Raw genomic sequence first — 22,162 nt, forward strand, 5'->3', positions numbered from 1 at the left:
AAAATGCTACCTATTTAAAATGACTTTTGCCGTCCCGCTCCCAGACGCCCCTACAGCCCTTATCAGGTAAACGCCCGACGCACCGGCTAACTGCGATTTATCCATCTTCACTTCTCTTTGCTTAAATAAGTTTTGTTGATGTAACACCTTGCCCTGCATATCGCTGATATACAGGTTCACATCTTCTTCCACCCTGAACCCGCTCAGCTTCACCGTAAACACCGATTGCACGGGGTTAGGCGCTACCGTTACCTTCAGTTCCGCCGTCTCTATTTTCGGCGCCTCCACCAACTGTGCCGCCATGCGTGCCGTGGATGGTGTGCCCAGTACCCGCCATTCCAGGATGCCGGTCGACTGCGTAGTATTCAGCATGCTCACACGCAGCTGGTTAGTGGTGACGCCGGTAACCGCCAGCACGTTGTTCGCATCCTTTACCCGCGGGATAGGGCCATAGTTCACCCACGTCGAAGTAGCGTTATTATAATACTGCAACGTGGCTGTCGTTGGCGTGAGCACCCCGCCATTATCATCGAACCAATACACTTCTACCGATGATATGTTGTAATTCGAAGGCCAGGTGTACTGCACCCACTGCGTTGAATTTGGATTGTTCCAGTTGCCATAGGCGCCGTGCGACTTATCATTTGAATTAGCCGGTGGAAAGCCATCATTCAGCGCTGCAATGGTTTCCCACGATGATACATAGGACGTGGTGGCCGTTGCCAGCGGTGCAATATTAGACGTGCCGCCGCCGCTACAGCCGATGGCGGTCCAGGCCATCTGGGCATCGGTAAAGTTGGAATAGCTGGAATTGATGTCGATATTAGAGCTGTGCGTAGCGCCCAGGCCATCACAATTACTACGGCCATTGTTACCATGCGGTGTTTGCAGGTAAACGCCGGCGGTAGAACAGCTGCCGATTTCCGCATCGCCACCGACGATCACGTTGGTGCCGCCATAGGTCACGCCGTAGCCCCAGCCGTTTTCCCGGACGATCGCATTGCCGGATACATTCGTGTTTACCAGCACGGCGGCATCTGTAATCTGCGCGCTGCCCGTGTACGTACCGCCGTACACATTACAGTCGCCGCTAAAGGCAACGGAGCTGCTGGCCGTCACGTTTTCCAGCCGGGCCGTACCATTTACGGTAACAGAGCCGGAGAGATTAGAACTGCCGACCACCATCGCTTTGGGGCCTACATATACCGATGCGGCCACTGTTGCGGAGTTGGCCACCCAGCCGCCGCCATTGCTATGCGCATGACCGGCGTACAACGCTTTTACATCTGCCCTGAAATTAGATTGATAGCCTTCCGGTACCGCGTTCTCGATACGTAGCTCGTAAGGATAACGATGGATGCGCGGCCAGCCGGGTTCCCATACATAATCGTGTTTTGAGGTGGGGGCGCCCATCACCACGAGGTAAAGTTTGGAAGATGCGTTTGTCAGGGTGTACTGTGCTTCGCCGTCCGAAGTAGATTGCATGGCGCCGTATATCGGTGTGCCGCCGGAAGTGACCTCCACAAAGCCCCAGCGCCAGCCGGCCTGGGCGTTTACTTCGGTATGTCCCTTGAATTTAATGTGTACGGTGTTGGACGAGCAGTTCGGGTATAAAGGAATAATATTCATGCCATAGTCCTGCGGCGCCGGTGTTTGGGTACAATGTACCGGCTGGTGGTGGCGCTGATCTGGTTAAGTATCGTGTATTCCCGCCACAGCCAATGGTTTTCGGCGGCCGTGGTTTTGTAAATATTGATCTGTGCCCGCATGTCGGCCCCAAATCCCTGTGCCGGGTAATCGTAATTCACTTCCCGTTTGGCGTAATCGTACATGGCATTGCATAACTGCGCCTGCGTCCAGCCGCTGATCCGGCGCCATGTTTCCATGGCGGTTTCGTTAGCATTCGATTCCCGCCACAGCCGGTTCACCGTATTCACGCCGCCATAGTTTTGCTGAATGTTCATGAGCCACCTGAAAGTGGCGTAGTGATGGCGGGTAGAGGCTACGTGGAAGTGGCGCGTCATCAGCCAGCGGGGAAGGTCATCGCTGGCAAAGGTGGGGAACTGGAGACAACGCATGTAGTTGGCATGTGCTTCCCAGAAAAAGCCGGCAGGCTCCCAGCCCGTAAACCCTCCGCCACTGGGCCGGAAGTCGATGCGGTTTTGTCCCTGGAACGCATGCGCCAGTTCATGTGCAATCACATAGGGGTCACGCGTAGCGTTCGGATGGATCCACATGGCGCCGATCATGCCATCGTATTCTCCGCCAAACGCCCAGCCCGTGGGGCCGCCGGTGCCATTGTAGGTATCGTTCATCACGATAATCATTTTATACAGGCCGAGTTTGCCGGAGTTATCGTGGAATCCTACGGTGTTGACGAAATAATTGAAACTGGCTTCGAGGTAACCCGCAATGACCGCGGGGTCAAAACGGAGGTTCGGATCTGCATAAGTGGAAGGATTGGCGCCCACTTTCGCGCCCCAGAAAATAACGAAGTTCGTGGATTCGTACTTGTAGTTCGGGCTCCATTCATTCCAGGGCGCGGTGCTGAATTGCGTGGGAATGTAAACGGTTTTCGCGATACTGCTGGTACATAAAATAGTGATAAAACTAAAGAAGAGTAGAAGCGTTTTCATACTTGGAGGATTTATATTGGTTATAAACAAAGTAGTAGCGGTCCGCGCTTTCGCAGCAGAAAAAAGAAGGATTCTACAAGTGTCTGTTTATAAGGGGCGCGGAATTGTGCTATCTGATGTGACTTTGGAATTTTTCTTCTATGCGCCTGGGCTCTCTCGCGTTGTAGAAGCGATTAATTGTTAGATCGACAATTAAAAGTAGCACGATAACAGTTGTGGCTACACACAGATATTAACATGTACCGGGCAGATATTGCTCAATTTGAGATGCTACTGCGCTTCCAGCTCATACACGCCGGCCGGCAGCTCAAACACCTGTTTGTCGCCACGTTGTCCGATGTATTTAACGCCTTTTACGTCGGCTAAGGATTGCCCCTTTTCCCGGATGTTGTTGGCCCGTATCAGCAAATTCGCCGACGTATTCGCCGGTATCACTACGCGATAATTAATAGTAGTACCTGTTATCTTCCACGAGCTCTCGATACGACCATACATCGATTCATAAAACCCTTCCGCATGCGTAATGCTTTTTGTCGGATCGGGCTCCGGGCATAGCACGAAATGCTTAAAGCCGGGGCTCTGCTCATCTCGGGCAATACCCAGCGAGCGCCCTAACATCCATGCTCCAACGGCGCCAAATGAGTAGTGGTTAAAGGAGTTCATATTGTTATTGCCGCCGAATCCATCGGTATGCGTGTAGGAGTTGAGACGCTCCCAGATGGTAGTGGCGCCTTGTTTTACAGGGTATAACCAGGAAGGGTAGGAGGTTTGTTGCAACAGTTTATATGCCACGGCTTGATCCGACAGGGCAGGCAGTATGGCGGCCGTGCCAATGAACCCGGTCATTAAGGAATACGCCGGCAGTTCCCGGCCATCATCCGACTTATTCGTTCTGATAACGGTGGTGGCCAGATTTGCCGCTGCCTGTTGCGGGTCCGTGAATACATTCAGCGCCAGCGGCACGGCGTAAGAAGCCTGGTTGTCGATCAGCTTGCCACGGAAGGCGGTTTTACCGTTATCGATGTAGGTCTTGTTGAAGAATGCTTTTCTTTCCGCATAAAGTTTTTCGAAGCTGGCGGCATCTTCTTTCTTTTGTAAAATGAGCGCTATTTTCCGCATCACGTCCAGGTCGTACACGAAGTAGGCTTCCCATAACAGCGATTTTTCTGTCCTGTCGTATTCCGGGCTCAGCCAGTCGCCCAAGCTGCCCCAGTTCTTCCTGTCTTTATCGTCTAATACATGCGTGGTGCTGTCGATGCGGGTGCGCAGAAAGGTGATATAACGTTTCATGGCGGTGTAGTGCTCCTGCAGCAGACTTTCATCTCCATACTGAAGATAACTCTGCCAGGCCACCGTAATGCCCGCACTGCCCCACAATACGCCGCCAAATCCGCCGCCGATCGGCGCTACGTCGGAGAAGCAGCCGTCTGCCCGCTGTACGTCCCTCATGGCCCGCATATGCCTTTTCAGGAAGAGAGGAAGGTCGGCGAGGTAAGTGGCGGTTTCTGAAAATACGGAGATGTCACCACTCCATCCCAGGCGTTCATTGCGCTGCGGACAATCGGTCGGGATCGAAATAAAGTTGCCGCGGGCCGACCAATTAATATTATTCCATAACTTGTTGACGTCGGGGTTGGAGGTGGAATAGCCGGCAGTGGATTGATGAATGGAACTGAGTACCCTCGCCTTAATGGCGCTGAGCGGTAATGCTTTTTCAATGCCTGTTACCTCAATATAGCGGAAGCCGTGATAGGTAAACCGTGGCGTAATAGCTTCCTTTCCGCCACGTGTGATGTAGATATCCTGCGCCATGGCTGCCCGTATATTCTCCAGCATGATCATGCCGACATGCCCCTTGTATTCGGGCAGGTCGGGATACGTTACTTCCGCAAAGCGCAGTTTTATTTCTTTTCCCGCTTTAAGATTATCTAATGTGATATGCGGAACACCGGCAATATTTTGCCCCATGTCGTACACGAAAACGCCTGGGCGGGTTTCCGTGACGGAGGTGGCGTTAAGTTCCGCTATCTCTCTTACCGCGTCGCCAAACTGACCGACGATATCGAGATGGTCGAAGTTGTTGGCAAGCGGCATATCGGGCGCATTGCTTTTAGGGTCGTTGTTCACATGACCGTCCGTTGATACGGTTACTGATTGGTGCCAGTGGCTGTCGTTATAACCCGCGGTGGACCAGTCTTGCACCGCTGCTTCTTTGGAGGCATCATATACCTCGCCCTGGAAGAAGCTGCTGTAGACGGTGGGGCCATCGTTAAAGTAGCGCCAGGAGGCCGGATCAGTAACAATCACTTCTTCTTTTCCATCGGTATGTGTGATCACCAGTTTCGCCAGCAATGACTGCCGGTCGCCAAAAACATTCCAGGCTTCTCCCATATAAGTGCTGCCGCCGCTCCACCAGCCCTCGCCGAGGATAGCGCCGATGGCGTTCTTGCCCTGTTTAATTTCCTTTGTAACATCGAATGTCTGGTAAAGCTGTGTGAGGTTGTACTGTGTGCAGCCAGGATTAAAGTAATCGTTCCCGATCCTGTGGCCATTCACATACAGATCATAAATCCCGCGCGCGGTTACGTACAGCCGGGCCTTCGCGATGGGGGCCTGGCGTGCCGTGAACACCGTACGAAGCATAGGCATCGCATTCCTGGATGGATCTGATACCCGGAATCCAGCCGTGGTAGTTACGTTGGGTAATGTACGCAGCGTATTCGAAGGGTTCCTGTAGTTGCACACCTTAATATCTGACCAATGCACCAGTTGCTTTTCCGGCACCCGGAAGCCGATGTTGGCTACCAAGGGGAAGGCTATGTAGTCACCGCCCTGTCCAAGCGGGTTCATACCGGCCTGGCCCACCAGGTGTTCATTAATATAAAACTTTGTATTCCCCATCACGGAAGAAATATGCACGGAATGCTTATCACGGCAGTTGCGCTCGTTGATGATTGCCTGTGGTATAGGAAACGATTTAAGGGGAACATCACGTTTATCGGCAGGCGCATACCCTACCCGGTAGATGTTCAGCAACGCAGGCATTTTTGATATGTCCAGTTCTGCCAGGATGTAGGAGCTGTCGCGCGCATTTTCCAGGTGGTAGATATTTTTATGCCGGTCCATCAACCGCGGATCATTGGCGCCGTACACAAAACCCGCGCGGGTACTATTTTCATCAAACTGGATACTATAGCTTATTTTGAACACGGGAAGATAATCCGAATAGAAGGGCAGGTCGTTGTCGTCGCCCCCGATCCACTGCGCGTTGTTCCAGGCTGCTTTGCCGGTCATCAGTCCTGTTTCGAACCACGAGTCCGCGGTGAGTTTCCTTTTAGTTTGATCCCAGACCGCCAGCGACCAGGAGTAACGGGTTTGCGGGGAGAGCTTTTTTCCCTGGTAAATGATATTTAGCGAGTTGCTGGTGTTTACTTTCCCGGAGTTCCAAACTTCCATGCCCTTTTCATCTTTCACGATTAGCTGGTAAGACTGCTGCGCTGCACCGCGTTGGGTGGCGTTCATTTTCCAGCTGAACCTGGGGGCGGGAATATCTATGCCCAAAGGCGTTACCGCATATTCTGTTTTTAAACCGCCGATGGATGTTTGTGCGGTGGCGAGGATTGGGCTGTTGATGAGCAGTAAATGAAGTGCGAATGTCTTTAATTTCATATCGTGACCGGCATTGCTGAAATGTCGGGATAAGATAAGGTAATTAAGCTGAAACTGTAAGTGAGTTGTAGTCAAACTAACAATATCTCAGGTATACGACATTTTATTTCGTTGATAACTGGTTGTTCGGTAATATTGATTGAGTCACGGATGCCAGATAAATTGCATTTATTGGTGGCAATTGCAGAGTATGTTAACGATGAATGGGGGTGGATTAACATTGGTTTAACGGTTTCCCCATTGGTCATTTACCAATTATTTTGATAAATTTATTCCGTAGCGTTTGCCACAGATGTATTAATCTTTGGAAATTTCAGGAATAGATATATCTTACCCGGGCTACTCCTTACCGAAGGGAGTGGGAAATATGGAGAAAATTTACTAACTTCCCTTAGAAGGAGGTTGAATTACAACCAATCTTGAATGTTCGATTGCAGGTTTTAGTAGCCGACCGTTAATAAATAACGGGAGTTTTAGTGAATGTTTCGTAATGAAAAGAGAATGCTTATTTTCCGTTTAACGTATATAGTGCGTGTTTGAGAATAGCAGTAATATTTCAATCCAATCTTTGTCTTTTGTCGGTGAACCCCTTCCAATTTGCTATCAGACACTTATCTCTGCCAAACAATTTTTTGAAATTAACATTCGGTATGTTAGTTATTGTGACGTTATGGTCACATAAAGGGGTATAGTGCCATATGAAATCGTACAAGCAACTTCAGGACATAGAATTATTTCAGCTTATGAAAGAAGAGGCTGATGAAAACGCGTATGCCGAATTGTACGAGCGGTATAGCTTGAAGTTGTATCGACGTGCACTTAAACTCACCAGGGACGAAGAACAGGCAAAAGATACGACGCAGGACGCGCTGTTGATTTTGTGGGAGAACAGGGAGAACATCGAAATCGATATGGACCAGAAAGTGTCTTCTTATTTATATCGCGTGGTATTTCACAAATCGACGCACCTGATCGATCGTGCAAAAGTAGCCGCGAATTACCGGGAGGTGTTGAAATGCTTATCTCTCCAGGGAGCTAACGCAGCAGAAAGTAACCTTACCTTAAAAGAACTATATCAACTCATCAACAGGGGACTCGAAGAGATGCCGGATAACATGAAACATGTGTTTGTTCAGAGCCGTTTTGAAGATAAATCCCATAAGTTGATCAGTGAAGAAATGAATATACCTTACAATACTGTAAAAGATCTGATAAAAAAGCGTTGCATCGCTTTCGCCTGATGGGCGCACGTTTACACTCCTTGTTCTGAATTGACATCAGACATTTTCCACGAGCTTAGACAATGAAAAAAAAATACGCAGGCCATGGTCTGCTTTTCTGCGTTAATATTCGTTTAACCGTCTCTGTTATATTTTTTGTGATTTATTACATCCCAACACATTTCGAGACGTATTATATAGTTATAAGGCTCGAATCTAACCTTACATAAATGGACCAACACGAAATTGATAAACTGATAGCGCGCTATGATGGTGGAACAGCAACACCTGAGGAAATCTCAGTTGTTGAGCGGATACTATTTGGTCCGGATGACGATGATGCCAATCCACAGAACGCTCATGAAGTAGCTGTTCAGCGGGAGTTATGGTTGTCGTCATATGCACGTATACAACAGAGACGATCTACAACTAAAAAGATATACCGGGTGATGTCTTATGCTGCAGCGGCGCTCTTTGCCGGGGTGCTGTTGTTTGCGGGAGGACGTTATTACCGTGGAATGCAACCTAAAGCTATTGCCACCACCATTGCAGATGTTGCGCCTGGCGCCAGCCGCGCTACGCTCACATTAGCAGATGGTAGTGTGGTTGATCTGGAACAACATAAAAATGGACAAGTAGCCGCTCAGGGTTACGCGAATGTTCAGAAGTCCGCCGCAGGAAAAATTGTATACACCTTAAATCCCCAATTGGCAGGCAAAAAAGTTGCACCTGGCATTAACACTATTTCTACCCCAAAAGGTGGCGAGTTCGCCATCGAACTTCCGGATGGCACGAAGGCCTGGCTTAATGCGGCTTCGTCTATGACGTTTGCCACAGATCTTGGCAGCGGCAGCAGCCGGGAGTTAAACATTACCGGCGAAGTTTACTTCGAGGTTAAAAAAGATGAGGCCCGTCCTTTCCGTGTGAAAGCAGGATCTCAGGTAGTGGAAGTGCTCGGCACCCACTTTTCTATTAATTCCTACGCAGACGAACCCCAGGTTAAGACTGCTCTTTTCGAGGGTTCTGTTCGCATTACTTCACCATCGCTTCCGTCCGGCGTTACTCTCAAACCCGGACAGCAAGCACTTTTTAGCAACACCAAGGCAATAGAGATTTTTCCCGTTGATGCATCCGTCATCGCGTGGAAAGATGGTTTGATCCGCTTCCGCGGCTCAGATCTGAAAACCGTCATGCGCCAGCTGGCCCGCTGGTATGACCGGAAGTAGTTTACAAAGGCCAAATTTCAAACGAACTTATCAATGCTACAGTACCCAAGACCAGCCGGCTTGCCACCGTGCTGGATTTGTTGTCGGGTATAGGCGTTGAATTTACCATTGAACAAACAGAAAGCGGCAAAAGGATCATCGTAAAAGGAAGCTAAGTTATACCATATCTGAAAAGCAAGCAGCCGAAGGCGCAACGAACTAAACCAACAGCTCAAGAGAAAGCAATATTCACCAGGAATAAAAACCGGATGCAATTAGGACTTGCACCCGGCAGTAGTTCCGGTGTAAACATCCCTGTAGGTAATATTTATTAACCGTTACAAAACAAAAGTATGAAAATTTCTACTCATCGGAGTGGAGCGTGGAAATCGTATGTGAATGAACGAAGAGACTTATTAACCAAAATAATTATGCGTATCCAGCTTCTTTTTGTTATTATGCTGATTACGGCTATGCATACGTTCGGTAATGCGGCTGCGCAATCAGTAAGCCTTTCCGCCCGGAAGGCGCCACTAAGCAAGATACTCGACCAGATAGAGCAACAAACGGGATATTACTTCGCTTACAAAGTCCAGACGGTTGAGGACCTATTAGTCACCGTTGAGCTGAAGAACGTTCCTCTGCAGGAGGCGTTGGAGGCTTGTTTCAAGAATTTACCAGTTAACTACAAGATATCGGAAAGGACGATTGTTATTTCGCGGAAGCCGCAGCAGAATGGACAGGCGCCGGAGGTTGTGGTGGTGCCGCCTGTGAAAATTACGGGAAAGGTGACAACAAAAGACGGCAGCCCTTTTCCTAGCGTAACAGTACGTATAAAAGGTCAAAAGCAGGTTGCAGTTACAAATAATGACGGATATTACGAAATTCAAGGAGAGATTTCTGATGTAATAGTATTCTCGTATATAGGACATGAGACGGTTGAACTGAGGTTGGGAGGACAAAAAGAAATAGATATTGTTTTGCTTGAGGCGGCGGCGCAATTGAAAGAAACCGTAGTGAAGGGGTATTATAGCGTCCCGAGAGAGCTAAATACCGGTAGTGTAAGTGGTATCAAGGCTATTGATATTTCTAGGCAGCCAGTTAGCGATCCTCTCATGGCTCTTCAGTCGAAGGTTCCGGGATTGTATATAGCTCAGACTTCAGGTGTTCCAGGTGCAGCCCTAACTGTTCGATTGAGGGGCCAAAATAGTATCGATAACGGAAACGATCCGTTGTATATAGTTGATGGAGTGCCATTTAACTCGGAATCCATTGGTCTAAACTCAAACGCCGCGTCGGGAAATCTAAGTCCGCTGGCTAGTATTAGACCTAGTGATATTGAGAGTATAGAAGTGTTGAAGGACGCTGATGCCACCGCGATTTATGGATCGAGAGGCGCTAATGGAGTGATTTTGATCAGCACAAAAAAGGGGAAGAGTGGTAAAATCAAGTTGGATTTTAATATTTATCAAGGCGCGGGATCGATAACAAGGCGACTTGATCTGCTAAATACGCCTGAATATTTAGAAATGCGTAATGAGGCCTTTAAAAATGATAATGCGACGCCTGGAATGGCGGACTACGATGTTAATGGCACATGGGATCAGTCTCGTTTTACTGATTGGCAGGACGTGCTTATTGGAGGTACAGCACATTTTACCAACGCACATGCAGCGATATCTGGAGGCAGCGCTGCGACACAGTTTCTAATTAGTGGAGATTATAGAAACGAAACAACCGTATATCCCGGAGATTATCGAAATAGAATTGGTTCGGCACTATTTAATCTTTCTCATACGACGGAAGATAAAAAGTTTAGAGTGGATATGAGCACGACCTTTTCGTCAAATAACAATCGGCTTCCGCAGAGTGATTTTACAAGCAATATTTTTCTTGCTCCTAATGCCCCTGCAATTTATAATGCAGAGGGTACTTTGAATTGGGAGAACAGTACTTTCAATAATCCATTAGGTAACAGTAGAATTCGATCAACATCGAAAACGGATAATCTTAATAGTAATCTGATATTATCATATAGTTTTCTTCGCGATTTTCAATTTAAAACAAGTTTCGGCTATAATACGCAATTGATCAATGAAGTAAATATTGTGCCATTTGCGGCGGGCAATCCTGCGCGTGCGAATGCAGATCTTATTCGAACTAATATTACTGCTGCAAACAGGGTCAAGGCATGGATAGCGGAGCCTCAACTGAATTTTAACAGAAAATTTGGACATCATAATTTGGATGCGTTATTTGGTGCAACTTGGCAAGTGCGGAATCAAGAAGGTCAGAGACAGACTTACTCTGGATTTTTAAATGACGAATTAATTGCTAATCCCGCGGCCGCCGCAACTAAAGGCGCTCTAGTAACTAACTATTCGATTTATCACTATTCCGCTTTGTATGCAAGGGTTGGCTACAATTATAAAGAACGATATATTCTGAACCTGACTGGCCGTAGAGATGGCAGCAGTAGATTCGGGCCGGAAAATACGTTTGGGAACTTTGGTGCGCTAGGTGCCGCTTGGATTATTTCAAAGGAAGAATTTTTTCAAAAGAAACTATCGTTTATCAGTCTTTTGAAATTACGAGGGAGTGTGGGAAAGACGGGGAATGATCAACTTCCAAACTATGCATACTTGAGTACATATGAATCTAATTCTTTGAGTTATAACGGCGTTCCTGTCTTGGTGCCCAAGGGCTTAACAAATCCCTTTTATGGATGGGAAACGATCAATCAGATTGAAACGGCTTTAGAAATGGGGCTTTTAAAAAATCGAATCTTATTAAATACGACATGGTTTAGAAAACGATCTAGTAATCAGCTTGTTAAGTATCCTTTGCCTGTAGTTGCCGGATTTTCCGATATTTTTGCAAACTTACCCGCGGTGACCCAGAATAGTGGTTTGGAGTTTGATTTAAGCTCTGTGAATATAACTAACAACGAATGGTCATGGACAACGGCTTTAAATCTTAGTGTACCTTGGTCAAAGCTTGTAGAATTTCCGGATATAGAAAAAACAGCATACAAAAACCGTTATGTGGTAGGTGAACCACTGTATCTTAGGTTTGTGTATAAGTATACCGGTATAGACCCCACTTCAGGGCTTTACACATTTGAAGATGTTAATAAAGATGGAAGTATTACAAGCACGCAGGATAAGGTTCCTGTGTTTACGGGGCAACATTGGTATGGTGCAATTAATAATAACCTTTCATATAAAGGGGTTTCAATAGACTTTTCTATTCAGTTTGTAAAGCAAACTGGATTTGGATTTTTAATTAATCAATCGCCGGGACTGGTAAACTTTAATCAACCCACGGAGGTATTGGATAGGTGGCAACAGGAAGGCGACATTTCCAAGTTTCAAAGATTTACACGGAATACTACTACAGCATTTACTGCCAACAGCTTGTTTCTCGAAAGTGATATAAGATATACTGATGCATCCTTTGTTCGGTTTAGAAACTTGTCTGTATCTTATTCGCTTTCTCCCAAATGGATGAATTATTTTAGATTGAGTTCTGCCAGAATATATTGTCAGGGACAGAATCTCTTTACTATAACAAATTTCAAAGGGCTCGATCCAGAAACTCAACGGAGCGGATTTGCTCCATCTTTGCCACCCCTGCGAGTACTTACCGCTGGTATCCAACTAACATTTTAAAGACTGATATTATGAGGCGAAGTCATACAAATATATTCTTAGCATTATTTCTGTTATTTGATTTAGGTTGCAAAGATTTCGTTGAAATCGATCCCCGAGGAATCAGCTTATCACAGAAACTGTATTTAAAAATCCGGAAACTGCAACGGCGGCTCTTTTAAACATTTACAGTGCAATGGGCAACGTTGCGGAGGCTTCTCCGTATTATTTGGCTTTATTAACAGGTAGTTATGGCGACGAGTTAGTTAATTATTCAACGAATGTGACTTTACAACAGCTTTATACCAATTCATTAAACTCTGTTGATGCACAGACTAATCGTGTTTGGACATCTGCATATAATTTTATTTATCAGGCAAATGCCGTCATTGAGGGGGTTCAAGCCTCATCGGGAATAAATGAAGGAGTTAAACATCAGCTAACTGGCGAAGCTCTTTTCTTACGGGCCTATTGGCATTTTTATTTGACCAATCTTTATGGGAAGATACCAATAGTTACTAGTACTTTATATAAGGAAAACGCTGTTGCAGTTAGGGACGATAAAGTAAAAGTATATGAACAGATTGTCAAGGATCTTTTATCTGCTAGACTGGTCTTGGGCGACACTTATGTAGGTAACGATAATATTTCTCTATCTACGGAAAGGATACGGCCTAATAAGTTTGTTGTCGATGCTTTTTTAGCTCGAGTATATCTTTATATGGAAAAATATGAGGAGGCCGAACTGGCATCTACCAGAGTTATTAATAATAAGTCGCAGTTTGATATTATTGATGCTGATAAAGTTTTTTTGAAGAATAGCAAGGAGTCGATTTGGCAAATTATGACGGCGGCTCCAAACACTAATCTAAATACAACGGAAGGTGCTGGTTTTATTTTAACATTGAAACCACAAAATAGTGCTGCAGGATCTACTGCTGTCAGCCCCCGTTTATTAAATTCATTTACTTCCGCAGATAAACGAAAAACTATTTGGATTGCTAAATTTACCGATAAAACGGTGACCCCAATGTAGACTATTTTTATCCAAACAAGTATAAAATTAGAACTGCGGCTATAGCGAGCGAATATTCCGTTTTGTTGCGCCTTGCGGAGCAATATCTTATACGAGCGGAAGCAAGGGTGAAGCAAGACAAGGTAAGTCAAGCAATAGATGATCTAGATATGATAAGAAATAGGGCGGGGTTATCTTTGATTAAGATTACGAACCCAACTATAACTAAAGACGATTTAATAGAGGCAATTTTTGAAGAACGACAACTTGAGCTTTTCACAGAGCAAGGACATCGATGGTTGGATATTAAAAGATTGGGTAAGGTGGATGCTGTAATGATGGCGGTATCCTCCTTTAAGGGTATTACATGGGATACCCGAAAACAATTATGGCCTCTTCCGTTTTCAGACACGCAGAATGGTACAAATCTCGATCAGAACCCAAGTTATAATTAGTGTTAACCTCATTAAAACCATTTCTTATGAGCATACGCCCTTTTTTATTGTCTTTAATTTTTTTTTCGTCTACTGTCAGGGTAGTTGCTCAATCTGAGTTATCCTATCCCAAGATTGGTGAACCAATTGGAGAATATTCGATTAACGATGTTAAAAATTACAATAAGCCGAGGTTGTCATTATCCGATTTTCGTGGTAAATGGCTAATCGTGGATATTTGGACTAGGATCTGTACGGGGTGTATTGCGAGTTTTCCAAGTATGCAAAGGCTACAGGATGAGCTTAAAGATTCTGTTAACGTCGTTATGTTAGGTCAATATAATAACTCACTTCGTAGTATGCAAGTTGGGAAATATAGCGACGAACAGCTACTAAAAGCGATCTTTCAAGATCAATCTCGACGGAACAACCTGTCCTTTATAGCTGGTTTTGATAGTACGTTAACAGAAAGGTTTGCGTTAATGAGTGTGCCGACTATTTTTGTCGTAAATCCGGAGGGCATTATCGTTGGGAAAGCAACAAAGCTGACTACGTTTGATATGAGAAATTTTATGGCTGGTAAAAGAGATTTTTCGTATAACCGACAGTATTCAAGAAATGAGCCTAGAACCAGTTCTCAATATAATACTGAATTGCCATTGCTAACAAATGGGCAACAAAGTAATGGGGGAAGTGATACCTGTTTTATTAGCAGGAGTTTGATAACTACATGGAATCCGAGAATGCCGCTGATGAATAGGAAAACTAATATTCCGGGATGCTTAGAGATGTTCGGGCGAGATTTGCAGGAAATGCTGTTGTATGCGTATTTTGGGAAGCCCTATGGTTGGTCTTTCAATGATTCGCTGTATCATTTGGTTAATAGAAGTATAATAGTAGAATGCGATAGAAAGGAGTTGTTCGGTAGAAAGGATGAGGCTACGGGCAGAAATATGTATTCATATTCTCAATACAATAAACAATCGATAAATAACGATAACCTTCAGCGCAAAATATTACTTGAGGACATTCATAGGACATTTTGCTTCAAAACTGTTCTCGAAGAGCGAACTGTGGATGCTTATTCTTTTATCGTGTTGGATTCAAATAAAGTGTATAAGTTGCGATCAAAAAAGAAGAAAAGAGATGTATTTGGATCATGTGAACGGTTTAAAAGGAGTTCTTTTGACTTTCAAAGATTTAGTTAGTGTTTTTCAAGGTACATTGATGCGAACTTACGGCAATTCGGCAAATAGTATTCCACCCATATTTGACGATAGAGGATTTGATATGGGGATCGATATAGAACTTAAGGGTGACTTGTACGATTATGATGAACTTCGGAAGCAATTGCAAAACAATGGACTTGATTTGATAAAGTGTAAAAGAAAGCTTTTATGTATTGTTGCGAAGAATAATAGTGATAAATGACAAAAGGTAGGCTATTTAGCCCACCTTTTGTTGCAATTATTATTGTTTTCGACGAAACTTATGGTAATTGAGGGGCAACGGGGTGCTGTGCTGCTGCATCAGTATACAATTGCCTTATTTCATTAATACCATCTTTGGTAACAAAAACTTCACAACCCAGAGCTTCCCTTGGACAACTAACGGTAAAGTCGTCGGAATCAGTTCCCAGGGAAGGATTTTGGTCATCAATGTAAAACCAAAGTGTGGTTGTTGTATTTTGAGATGAAGCGAACGCACCAGCTGCTGCTACAAGCAGCAAAGAGGCTGCGATCAGAATTTTAGCTTTTTTCATAAAAGAGCTTTTTATTGAATTAGTGAATAAAGAAGAAACAATGTGTACCGTCAATCGTCATCCGGACCCAATGGAATTTGTCCTGCAGAATCCAAGTATAGCTGCCTCATTTCATTAAGGCCATTTTTTGTAACAAAGACAATACATCCTATTTTATCTTCGCGTCCACAAAGAACACCGAAATCATCGGAGTCGGTGCCTAAACTCGGATTCATTTCGTCGATATAAAAGTATTGTACGGTCATTGCCTTGAATCTAGAAGCAAGGGCTGCCAATGTTGCAGTTGTCGTTAGAGCGATCGTGAGTATTAATTTTGCCCTTCTCATATTTTTTTCTTTTTAATTCCTTGATAGAAGAGAATTCGGCGTATAGTTACCAGCCTACTATTCTTCAGGTGCAATAGGATGCTGTGCGGCAGCATCAGTGTACAGTTGACGATTTGCATTTAAACCGTCTTTGGTTACAAATACTATGCAACCTTCAGCTTCAATTGGACAAGAAACGCTAAAATTGTCAGAGTCAGTTCCTAACTGAGGCTGGGCGGGGTCAATGTAATAATACAAAGTTACATTTTGCATTTTGGCTGATGCAATTGCACCAATTGCTGCAATTACTACAAGGCAAGCTGTAATGAGGATTTTTGCGCTTTTCATAAATTTAACTTTTTGTGTTAAGTATAATGCCTACTCTTAAGGTTTTCGGCTACCCCTTATATATATTGCAATAATATCTCAAGATGTAAATTGACCACTACTATCAGGCGTTGATCGGCTTATCAAGCTTGTTTTTTGAGCGTGGATTAGCAGGCCTACTGCTGCCAGTACTGTCGATAGACTATTGAAATACATGTGGTTTTTCCAAGTCATATTTCTGAAAATCCCTCCACATGAACAAGGGCGTTCAGTTGTCATCCCAAGTACATAACCAACGTATATTGTAAAGGCCAACATTAAAACCAGTGCTCCAGTTAAACCTAAAAGCCTGGTGCGGTTAAAAAGTAGAAGAACTGCAACTATTAGTTCCATTGCAGGTACTGTGATAGCGAAAAGTATTGGATATTGAGACGTAAAGGGTGCTCTACCTAGATCGTCTACAAACAATGGAAATATAAACCACTTACTAAGTGCTGTGTAGGTAAATAGTAAAAAGAAGAAATAACAAATAGCCTCAGTTATTATCGATTTTTTCATGTTGTTATTATTTAAACCGCAATTTTTCATTAAACTTTTAAGACTGGCGAAGGGTGTTAACTTTAAACGAGATCTAAATCCGATTTTAAGGCGCTACTTGGTACATAATCTATTCAATAATAATCGGCATTTAGGTGCCTTCATAACCTGTCTTTTTAAAGATTTTTTGATTTTTGGGTCAATAGAAATTAATGTTCTAAAGAATAGCTGGACGGTGCTGATGTATTTCAAGTTTAGGTGTGCTCGCTCTAATCGCGGACTTTTTGATTGCCTATGAGCTAGCAGTTATAGTTCTGTACCGTCTGCTTACATGAGATCGTAGTTAAATTCTTTCAAATTCAGACGACGGATCTAGATATTATAGCAGACAATCTCCCTTGGAAACAATAAAATTTTGTATGCCGGATGTACGTTTCCGATAGATGACTAGGATTGCTTACTTAGTACCCACCTTTTGAACTGAATTAATCATTTAGGTTTGTATGAAACTCTGTACAGATGTAACAACGCGTTTAGCGGGAGGTTGCATAGTCAAAGAGAATCTATTTTCATTCCGGTGGGTATCTTTCAATCTAAAATCCGGGCTATACAAATCCATTATTCATAAAACACGTGGTCAACATAATCTCTAAGTGGTCAACATTTCCTCTGTGTGTCTTTCGTTCTTCAGGCAAATTACACCAGCCAATCTAACTAACAAAATTTAAAAGGTGACAAAAAAGTCACTTCACTGCTTTTTAAATTCAGCAGGATTTGTTTTATGGACCGATTTGAACGCCCTCGCGAAGCTACCGATGGTGCTGTATTTAAGCATGATGCTTGCTTCTTTCACCTGCATGCCGTCCTCGATCATAGCTTTGGCTATAGTCATTGCCCGCTCAAGCCAGTACCTGTAGATAGTGATGTTGAAAACATATTTAAATCCGCGTGTCAGTTTGGTTTTTGTGAGACCAGATATCATTATCAGGTGGTTGATCTCAACACGTTCGGGACTGCTTAAATCGATGTAGTCTTTTACATCCTGGAGGGCTTTCGTTTCGTCTTCTGTTACAAACATATCTAACAATTTTATGGTTATACGATATATGTGGGGATGGACATATTGCTCATAAACGTGCGCGCCTTTCAAGGCGCGATGGGCTAATTTACTTGCTTCCACTGAAGTATAACCTCTCTGGCGGCTTTATTTGAGGTGTTTCCGCTCAAACCGCCGCTTCGCCATGGCATGCGCTTCGTCAATCAGATCATAAATCTTCTGTAGCTTCTCCTCTGCGGGACTCAGTATACAGATATAGTGCTGGGCAGCATAATGTGGATGTGGCATGAGTGTATTCAATGTTGTGAAGTCCCATTGTTGCTCTCCGGCCGGGAACAACTTAGCATAGGTGTCTTTAGGCGCGCCGATGTAATCCGGTACAATGCCTGCCGTGAAATGTTCGATACCTGGTCATTTCGTTGTCGGAATCTGCGATACTTACGAAGGGGTAAAGTATGATCGGCATCGTAGAAAAAGGAAGGTATAACTGAAGTTCAGGACTTTTCGGTGTTTGGCAGGGTACTGATGTGTTGTTCGATTTTCGCTATAATAATTAGCGAAAATTTCTGCGTATCATTTTTACTTTTGCAATTGCTTACTCTTTTGTACAATAGTAACATAAAGTCCAGTATCGCTGTTGCATATGCCTACGATATTACCGCCGACAGTAGGGTATTCGTTTACAGGCAAGGGAAATAGCTTCAAACGCGATGATCCCGTCGCGGCAGTCAAAAATGCGGAGGTTAAAAGACCTCCAGAATTGTTATCTCATTTTTATTAAATAGAAATTTATCCCCCGCCTTTTTATGTAAAAGCACCTTCGCCAGTGGCGCCCCAGGCGAAAGGAAAAACACAGCGTCCTGTTTCCCTAGTCCCGCAGCAATGAAAAAGGAATGATCCGCACATCTTACATAAGCACCAGGTTGTGCATGAGGATAAACAGCCGCGACGTTTATTTTTTGCAACAGGTCTAGTTCCTTCCTATTTTCCACCTGTTGCCGTGCGTACATGTCTTTTGCAGGTGTCCCATCGCTCTGCCGGTTTCGTATTTATCGCCTGCTGAACTTTTGCCTTCGTTGTTAGCCGCTTCCTGTGCATTGTCGATTGCCAGTTGGGTGGTGGCGATGCGGTCTTTGATAAGGAGCTCGCCGGCCGCTTTCAGGCGGGTTTTGAAGTCAATCATTTGTTGGTGCGTCATCATGCAAAATACTAAAATCGTCGCGCCCCGCCTACAGCCTCTTTCTCCCATTTGCGCTGGATGGAAAACAAGCCTATCCAATAAGGCACGAATACCGGAATAAGCATCCCGATCAGCAAGGCTCTTGGCCCCGCTGCCAATACCATCAGCATTACGTAGGCCGTCCATACGATAGCAACGCCCAGGTTGAACCGGATAGCGCTCTTTTTTTCTGACCGTACAAGTTCTCCCATAAAAAGAATTAATATGCCCGGAATAAATTGGCCGATCCACGCTCCTGTACGATAAGCACCCCCATTTTCCGGGTCATGGGCCCGTGCATCATTGGTGTCGAATACAGGTATGGAAAATGCGGCATAAGCCAGCATTCCTATCCCGAAAATTATGACGATCCACATATAAACGATTAGCCATTTGGGCATCAGCTCGCGACGCCGGGGCGCATTTTGTTCGTCGAAATCATTGTCGAAGATGGTGTCCTGCTGATTCATGGTATAGGTAAGGTGAAAAAATGTTTGCGCAAATGTAAGAAATAGTCAACCGCAAAGTAACTTTGCCCCATGTTGCCAGATCAATACCTCCTCCAAGCCCTCGCCCGTCGCCTGATGGCGCAGGGTTACCTTATCGATATTGCCACCACCGGCTACCAGCTCACCGTTTCCGGCGCGCTGGATATCACTACGTCCATTATTGATTCGCCGGATTATCATCCTTCGCTTATACACCTGCTGATCACCACGAAAAATGCGGATTACTTCCCCGAAGGCATTATCGAAAACATAGTAGGCGTAGGCAATACGCTGGAAGAAAAGGTGGAAACTGTTTTGGACAATTATCTCGCCACCACGTTCCCCGCTATCGCCGATAGCTTCCTCGATGGGCACGATCCCGAGGTAGATTTTAACGATGCCCGTGGCGTACTCTGGCACCCACGTATCGGCGCGCTGTCGCTGCAAGGGCAGTGGGAAGCAGAACCCGCGGGTGAGCCTATATTCGATTTGCTTAAAACCAGGCTGGCTGGTATGTTGCCGGACAGGAAGCTGAACTGGCTGAAGGTGTATGTAGCCAGGTACCAGGACAATGAGATCATCGCGGAATGCCTGCTGAACAATGAAGTGTGGCCGGAAGGCGTGGCCGCCGTGCGTGCCTATGCGGCCGGTTGGGCGCAGGTGGGAACGTTTTTAGGGCAGAAACAGTTTATGATGTTCAGGCGGTGCGATGCGTTCGATGCAGTAAACGTATAAGCGTCCTATGCTCATCCGCTGAAACCCTTGTCCATGCACCCCATACTTATAAGAAGTATATAGGATCGCTATAATAATTAAGTAAGAGGGAGAAATGTCCCTCTTACGTTATTGGTCGCTAATTTACACCCCTAATCACCAATCACAGAAGACCCTCCCAACGTTATATCCGCATACTTCCAGGCCTCCTTAAACAACACCAACGTCTGCCGCGCTTCCTCCTCCTTATTTTGCTTACTTAACGCCTGCTGCAACCCGATCAGCGCCCAGCCGTTCTTACGCCATGTACGCAGGTCTTCGCGATAAACAGCTTCGGCCTCCTTGTACTGAGCAGCCTTCAACAAAACCGCACCTAAATGATGCCGTACCGAAAAGAACCAGTCCGGCGGCTCGTTATAGTTCAGCTGATCTTCGAGGGCTACCGCTTCTTTCAGCAGCGATATGGCTGTTTCTGGCGGTGATGCAACGCCGGCCGACAACACCTTCGCTGCGATCTGCACAAGATCGTATGTTGTATTGATGTTCCAGATCGTGATATCCTGCAAGGTGGTATCGGCAGCAAGCAGTTGCAGGCTGTCCAGTGATCTGCGGGCATTCGGCATATCATGCTTTCCCAGGAACGCCATGCCGCGTGCATAGTGCCAGATGGCGCGGGGGTAGATTAGATCGGGGGCAGGGGAAGGCAGCGCCAGTATGGTATCCCACATGTTAAGCTTCACCGCTACGTAATACGGGATGCTGTAGTAATGTTGCAGCGTGCCCCAGCCAGGTTGCCGCATAATATCTTTAGAGGTATGTTGATGCAATTTCATCGCTGCCTGCCAGGCCAGTGCTGTATTGCCTTCCAGCGTAGCAGTGGCTACCAGGAAATGATAGTTGTGCGGGTAATAGGCGAGGGGATAAGCGCCCTGGGCATGGCAGGCAGTTGTATACACACTATCTGCCGCCACCGCGCGGACATTGGAAATTGATCCGAGATGATAATCGCCGGTGTTGATGTAAATATGCGATGGCATGTGCAGCAGGTGGCCCGCGCCGGGTACGAGCGTGTCCAGTACATAGGAGCTGGCTAACGCTTTTTCGGGTGTGGCAGAGGCTTCCAGGGCATGAATGTAAAAGTGGTGAGCGCCCGGATGTTGGGGATGCAACTGCATCAGGTGTTCCAGTACCTGTATGATTTCAGGCGTCCAGGCTTTGGGGGCTTTGGTCTTTTTTCATACAGATCCCAGGGGTGCAGGTTCATGACGGACTCCGCGTACAAAGCACCCACATCTGGGTCGGAGGGAAACTGCGCATATACTTTTTTCATGGCCGCCGCATAAGCTATGTCTAATGGTTTGCGGTCGGCAGGTGGGGCGGCGGCGTAGCGGGCAGACAATGCTTTTATTAACGCGGCTTCTTTCGGTGTGCAGCCGGCTGATAATGCCTGCGCTTTCGCGGCCGCCTGGTAAGCGCGTTGAAAGTTATCTTCTTCCATGCCTGCATTATAGTTAGGGCCCAGCACCAGTGCATATCCCCAGTAGGCCATCGCACAGCCGGAATCCAGCCGCGCGGCTTCGTAGAAGGAGCGTGCCGCCTCCGCATGGTTAAAGCCATACGAGAGCATCAATCCCTGGTTAATGTACCGTTGCACTGCTGTATTTTTTGTTGATATGGGGAAGTCAACGCCTTCAAGTCCACTGAACAGCGGCGCCTTTTTGCCGGATGTGTACCAGTCTTTATCGGTGGTAGGCGGTACATAGCAGCCGATCGATTGTGGAATCGGTTCCTCCTTTGGTTTGCTGCGTTGCTTGCAGGCAACGAGGAAAATAATTACGAAGCAGATTTGTCTCATAACGCATATCATTTTGGGGGTAAGGGGTCTACTCTAATTTACGAAAAAAGCCGCCAACAATTACTTGCT

Annotated in this window: 19 protein-coding genes and 1 pseudogene; 7 read left to right on the forward strand and 13 right to left on the reverse strand. The window is 45.6% G+C overall.

Features of this window, described 5'->3' with window-relative positions; translation table 11 throughout:
• Positions 1 to 6 precede the first annotated feature (6 nt).
• The 3 genes and pseudogenes from MKQ70_RS01455 to MKQ70_RS01465 all read right to left on the reverse strand — a co-directional run bounded on the left by MKQ70_RS01455 (position 7) and on the right by MKQ70_RS01465 (position 6,305).
• A complete protein-coding gene (locus MKQ70_RS01455) occupies positions 7 to 1,185 on the reverse strand; it encodes a T9SS type A sorting domain-containing protein (protein WP_372490081.1) in 1,179 nt (392 codons plus the stop codon).
• 183 nt (positions 1,186 to 1,368) lie between these two features.
• Positions 1,369 to 2,636, reverse strand: a pseudogene (locus MKQ70_RS01460) (DUF6055 domain-containing protein); the annotation flags it as partial.
• A gap of 270 nt (positions 2,637 to 2,906) precedes the next feature.
• Complete coding sequence (locus MKQ70_RS01465) at positions 2,907 to 6,305, reverse strand: alpha-L-rhamnosidase (protein WP_248066809.1); 3,399 nt, start codon at positions 6,303 to 6,305, stop codon at positions 2,907 to 2,909.
• A gap of 743 nt (positions 6,306 to 7,048) precedes the next feature.
• Between MKQ70_RS01465 and MKQ70_RS01470 the strand changes: the two genes are divergently transcribed.
• From MKQ70_RS01470 to MKQ70_RS01495, 6 genes are all read left to right on the forward strand, one after another.
• A complete protein-coding gene (locus tag MKQ70_RS01470; protein WP_248066812.1) occupies positions 7,049 to 7,546 on the forward strand; it encodes an RNA polymerase sigma factor in 498 nt (165 codons plus the stop codon).
• Between the two features lie 209 nt (positions 7,547 to 7,755).
• Entirely contained in the window at positions 7,756 to 8,751 is a 996-nt protein-coding gene (locus tag MKQ70_RS01475) for a FecR family protein (RefSeq protein WP_248066815.1), read from the forward strand.
• 332 nt (positions 8,752 to 9,083) lie between these two features.
• Entirely contained in the window at positions 9,084 to 12,401 is a 3,318-nt protein-coding gene (locus MKQ70_RS01480) for a SusC/RagA family TonB-linked outer membrane protein (protein ID WP_248066817.1), read from the forward strand.
• A 163-nt stretch (positions 12,402 to 12,564) separates the two neighbouring features.
• On the forward strand, positions 12,565 to 13,416 hold the full coding sequence (locus MKQ70_RS01485) for a RagB/SusD family nutrient uptake outer membrane protein (RefSeq protein ID WP_504909694.1): 852 nt from the start codon (positions 12,565 to 12,567) through the stop codon (positions 13,414 to 13,416).
• 26 nt (positions 13,417 to 13,442) lie between these two features.
• Entirely contained in the window at positions 13,443 to 13,850 is a 408-nt protein-coding gene (locus tag MKQ70_RS01490; protein ID WP_372490082.1) for a RagB/SusD family nutrient uptake outer membrane protein, read from the forward strand.
• A gap of 26 nt (positions 13,851 to 13,876) precedes the next feature.
• A complete protein-coding gene (locus MKQ70_RS01495) occupies positions 13,877 to 15,037 on the forward strand; it encodes a TlpA family protein disulfide reductase (protein ID WP_248066822.1) in 1,161 nt (386 codons plus the stop codon).
• Between the two features lie 281 nt (positions 15,038 to 15,318).
• On the opposite strand, the gene MKQ70_RS01500 is transcribed toward MKQ70_RS01495, so the two are convergent.
• The 8 genes from MKQ70_RS01500 to MKQ70_RS01530 all read right to left on the reverse strand — a co-directional run bounded on the left by MKQ70_RS01500 (position 15,319) and on the right by MKQ70_RS01530 (position 19,506).
• Positions 15,319 to 15,591 carry a DUF6520 family protein gene (locus MKQ70_RS01500; RefSeq protein ID WP_248066825.1) on the reverse strand — a complete coding sequence of 91 codons (273 nt, stop codon included), beginning with the start codon at positions 15,589 to 15,591 and terminating at the stop codon, positions 15,319 to 15,321.
• Positions 15,592 to 15,641: 50 nt separating this feature from the next.
• Positions 15,642 to 15,917 (reverse strand): hypothetical protein, encoded by a 276-nt coding sequence (locus tag MKQ70_RS01505; RefSeq protein ID WP_248066828.1) that lies wholly within the window; start codon positions 15,915 to 15,917, stop codon positions 15,642 to 15,644.
• A 57-nt stretch (positions 15,918 to 15,974) separates the two neighbouring features.
• The gene (locus MKQ70_RS01510; protein ID WP_248066831.1) at positions 15,975 to 16,244 is read right to left on the reverse strand and encodes a hypothetical protein; all 270 of its coding nucleotides are present in this window, start codon (positions 16,242 to 16,244) and stop codon (positions 15,975 to 15,977) included.
• Between the two features lie 78 nt (positions 16,245 to 16,322).
• On the reverse strand, positions 16,323 to 16,781 hold the full coding sequence (locus MKQ70_RS01515; protein WP_248066834.1) for a MauE/DoxX family redox-associated membrane protein: 459 nt from the start codon (positions 16,779 to 16,781) through the stop codon (positions 16,323 to 16,325).
• A gap of 727 nt (positions 16,782 to 17,508) precedes the next feature.
• Positions 17,509 to 17,838: a helix-turn-helix domain-containing protein gene (locus MKQ70_RS01520; RefSeq protein WP_248066837.1), complete on the reverse strand. Its 330-nt coding sequence runs from the start codon at positions 17,836 to 17,838 to the stop codon at positions 17,509 to 17,511.
• Between the two features lie 126 nt (positions 17,839 to 17,964).
• Positions 17,965 to 18,222, reverse strand: a complete 258-nt coding sequence (locus tag MKQ70_RS41885) for a DUF6194 family protein (RefSeq protein WP_372490083.1) — start codon at positions 18,220 to 18,222, stop codon at positions 17,965 to 17,967.
• A 565-nt stretch (positions 18,223 to 18,787) separates the two neighbouring features.
• Entirely contained in the window at positions 18,788 to 19,018 is a 231-nt protein-coding gene (locus MKQ70_RS01525) for a hypothetical protein (protein ID WP_248066840.1), read from the reverse strand.
• An 8-nt stretch (positions 19,019 to 19,026) separates the two neighbouring features.
• A complete protein-coding gene (locus MKQ70_RS01530; RefSeq protein WP_248066843.1) occupies positions 19,027 to 19,506 on the reverse strand; it encodes a hypothetical protein in 480 nt (159 codons plus the stop codon).
• A gap of 69 nt (positions 19,507 to 19,575) precedes the next feature.
• On the opposite strand from MKQ70_RS01530, the gene MKQ70_RS01535 reads away from it, so the two are divergent.
• The gene (locus tag MKQ70_RS01535) at positions 19,576 to 20,259 is read left to right on the forward strand and encodes a DUF6348 family protein (protein WP_248066845.1); all 684 of its coding nucleotides are present in this window, start codon (positions 19,576 to 19,578) and stop codon (positions 20,257 to 20,259) included.
• A 131-nt stretch (positions 20,260 to 20,390) separates the two neighbouring features.
• On the opposite strand, the gene MKQ70_RS01540 is transcribed toward MKQ70_RS01535, so the two are convergent.
• Positions 20,391 to 21,413, reverse strand: a complete 1,023-nt coding sequence (locus MKQ70_RS01540; protein WP_248066848.1) for a tetratricopeptide repeat protein — start codon at positions 21,411 to 21,413, stop codon at positions 20,391 to 20,393.
• Positions 21,413 to 22,093 carry a hypothetical protein gene (locus MKQ70_RS01545; protein WP_248066850.1) on the reverse strand — a complete coding sequence of 227 codons (681 nt, stop codon included), beginning with the start codon at positions 22,091 to 22,093 and terminating at the stop codon, positions 21,413 to 21,415. The genes MKQ70_RS01540 and MKQ70_RS01545 overlap by 1 nt, the downstream gene beginning before the upstream one ends.
• Positions 22,094 to 22,162 lie beyond the last annotated feature (69 nt).

Source organism: Chitinophaga sedimenti (genome assembly GCF_023156195.1).
Classification (GTDB): Bacteria; Bacteroidota; Bacteroidia; order Chitinophagales; family Chitinophagaceae; genus Chitinophaga; species Chitinophaga sedimenti.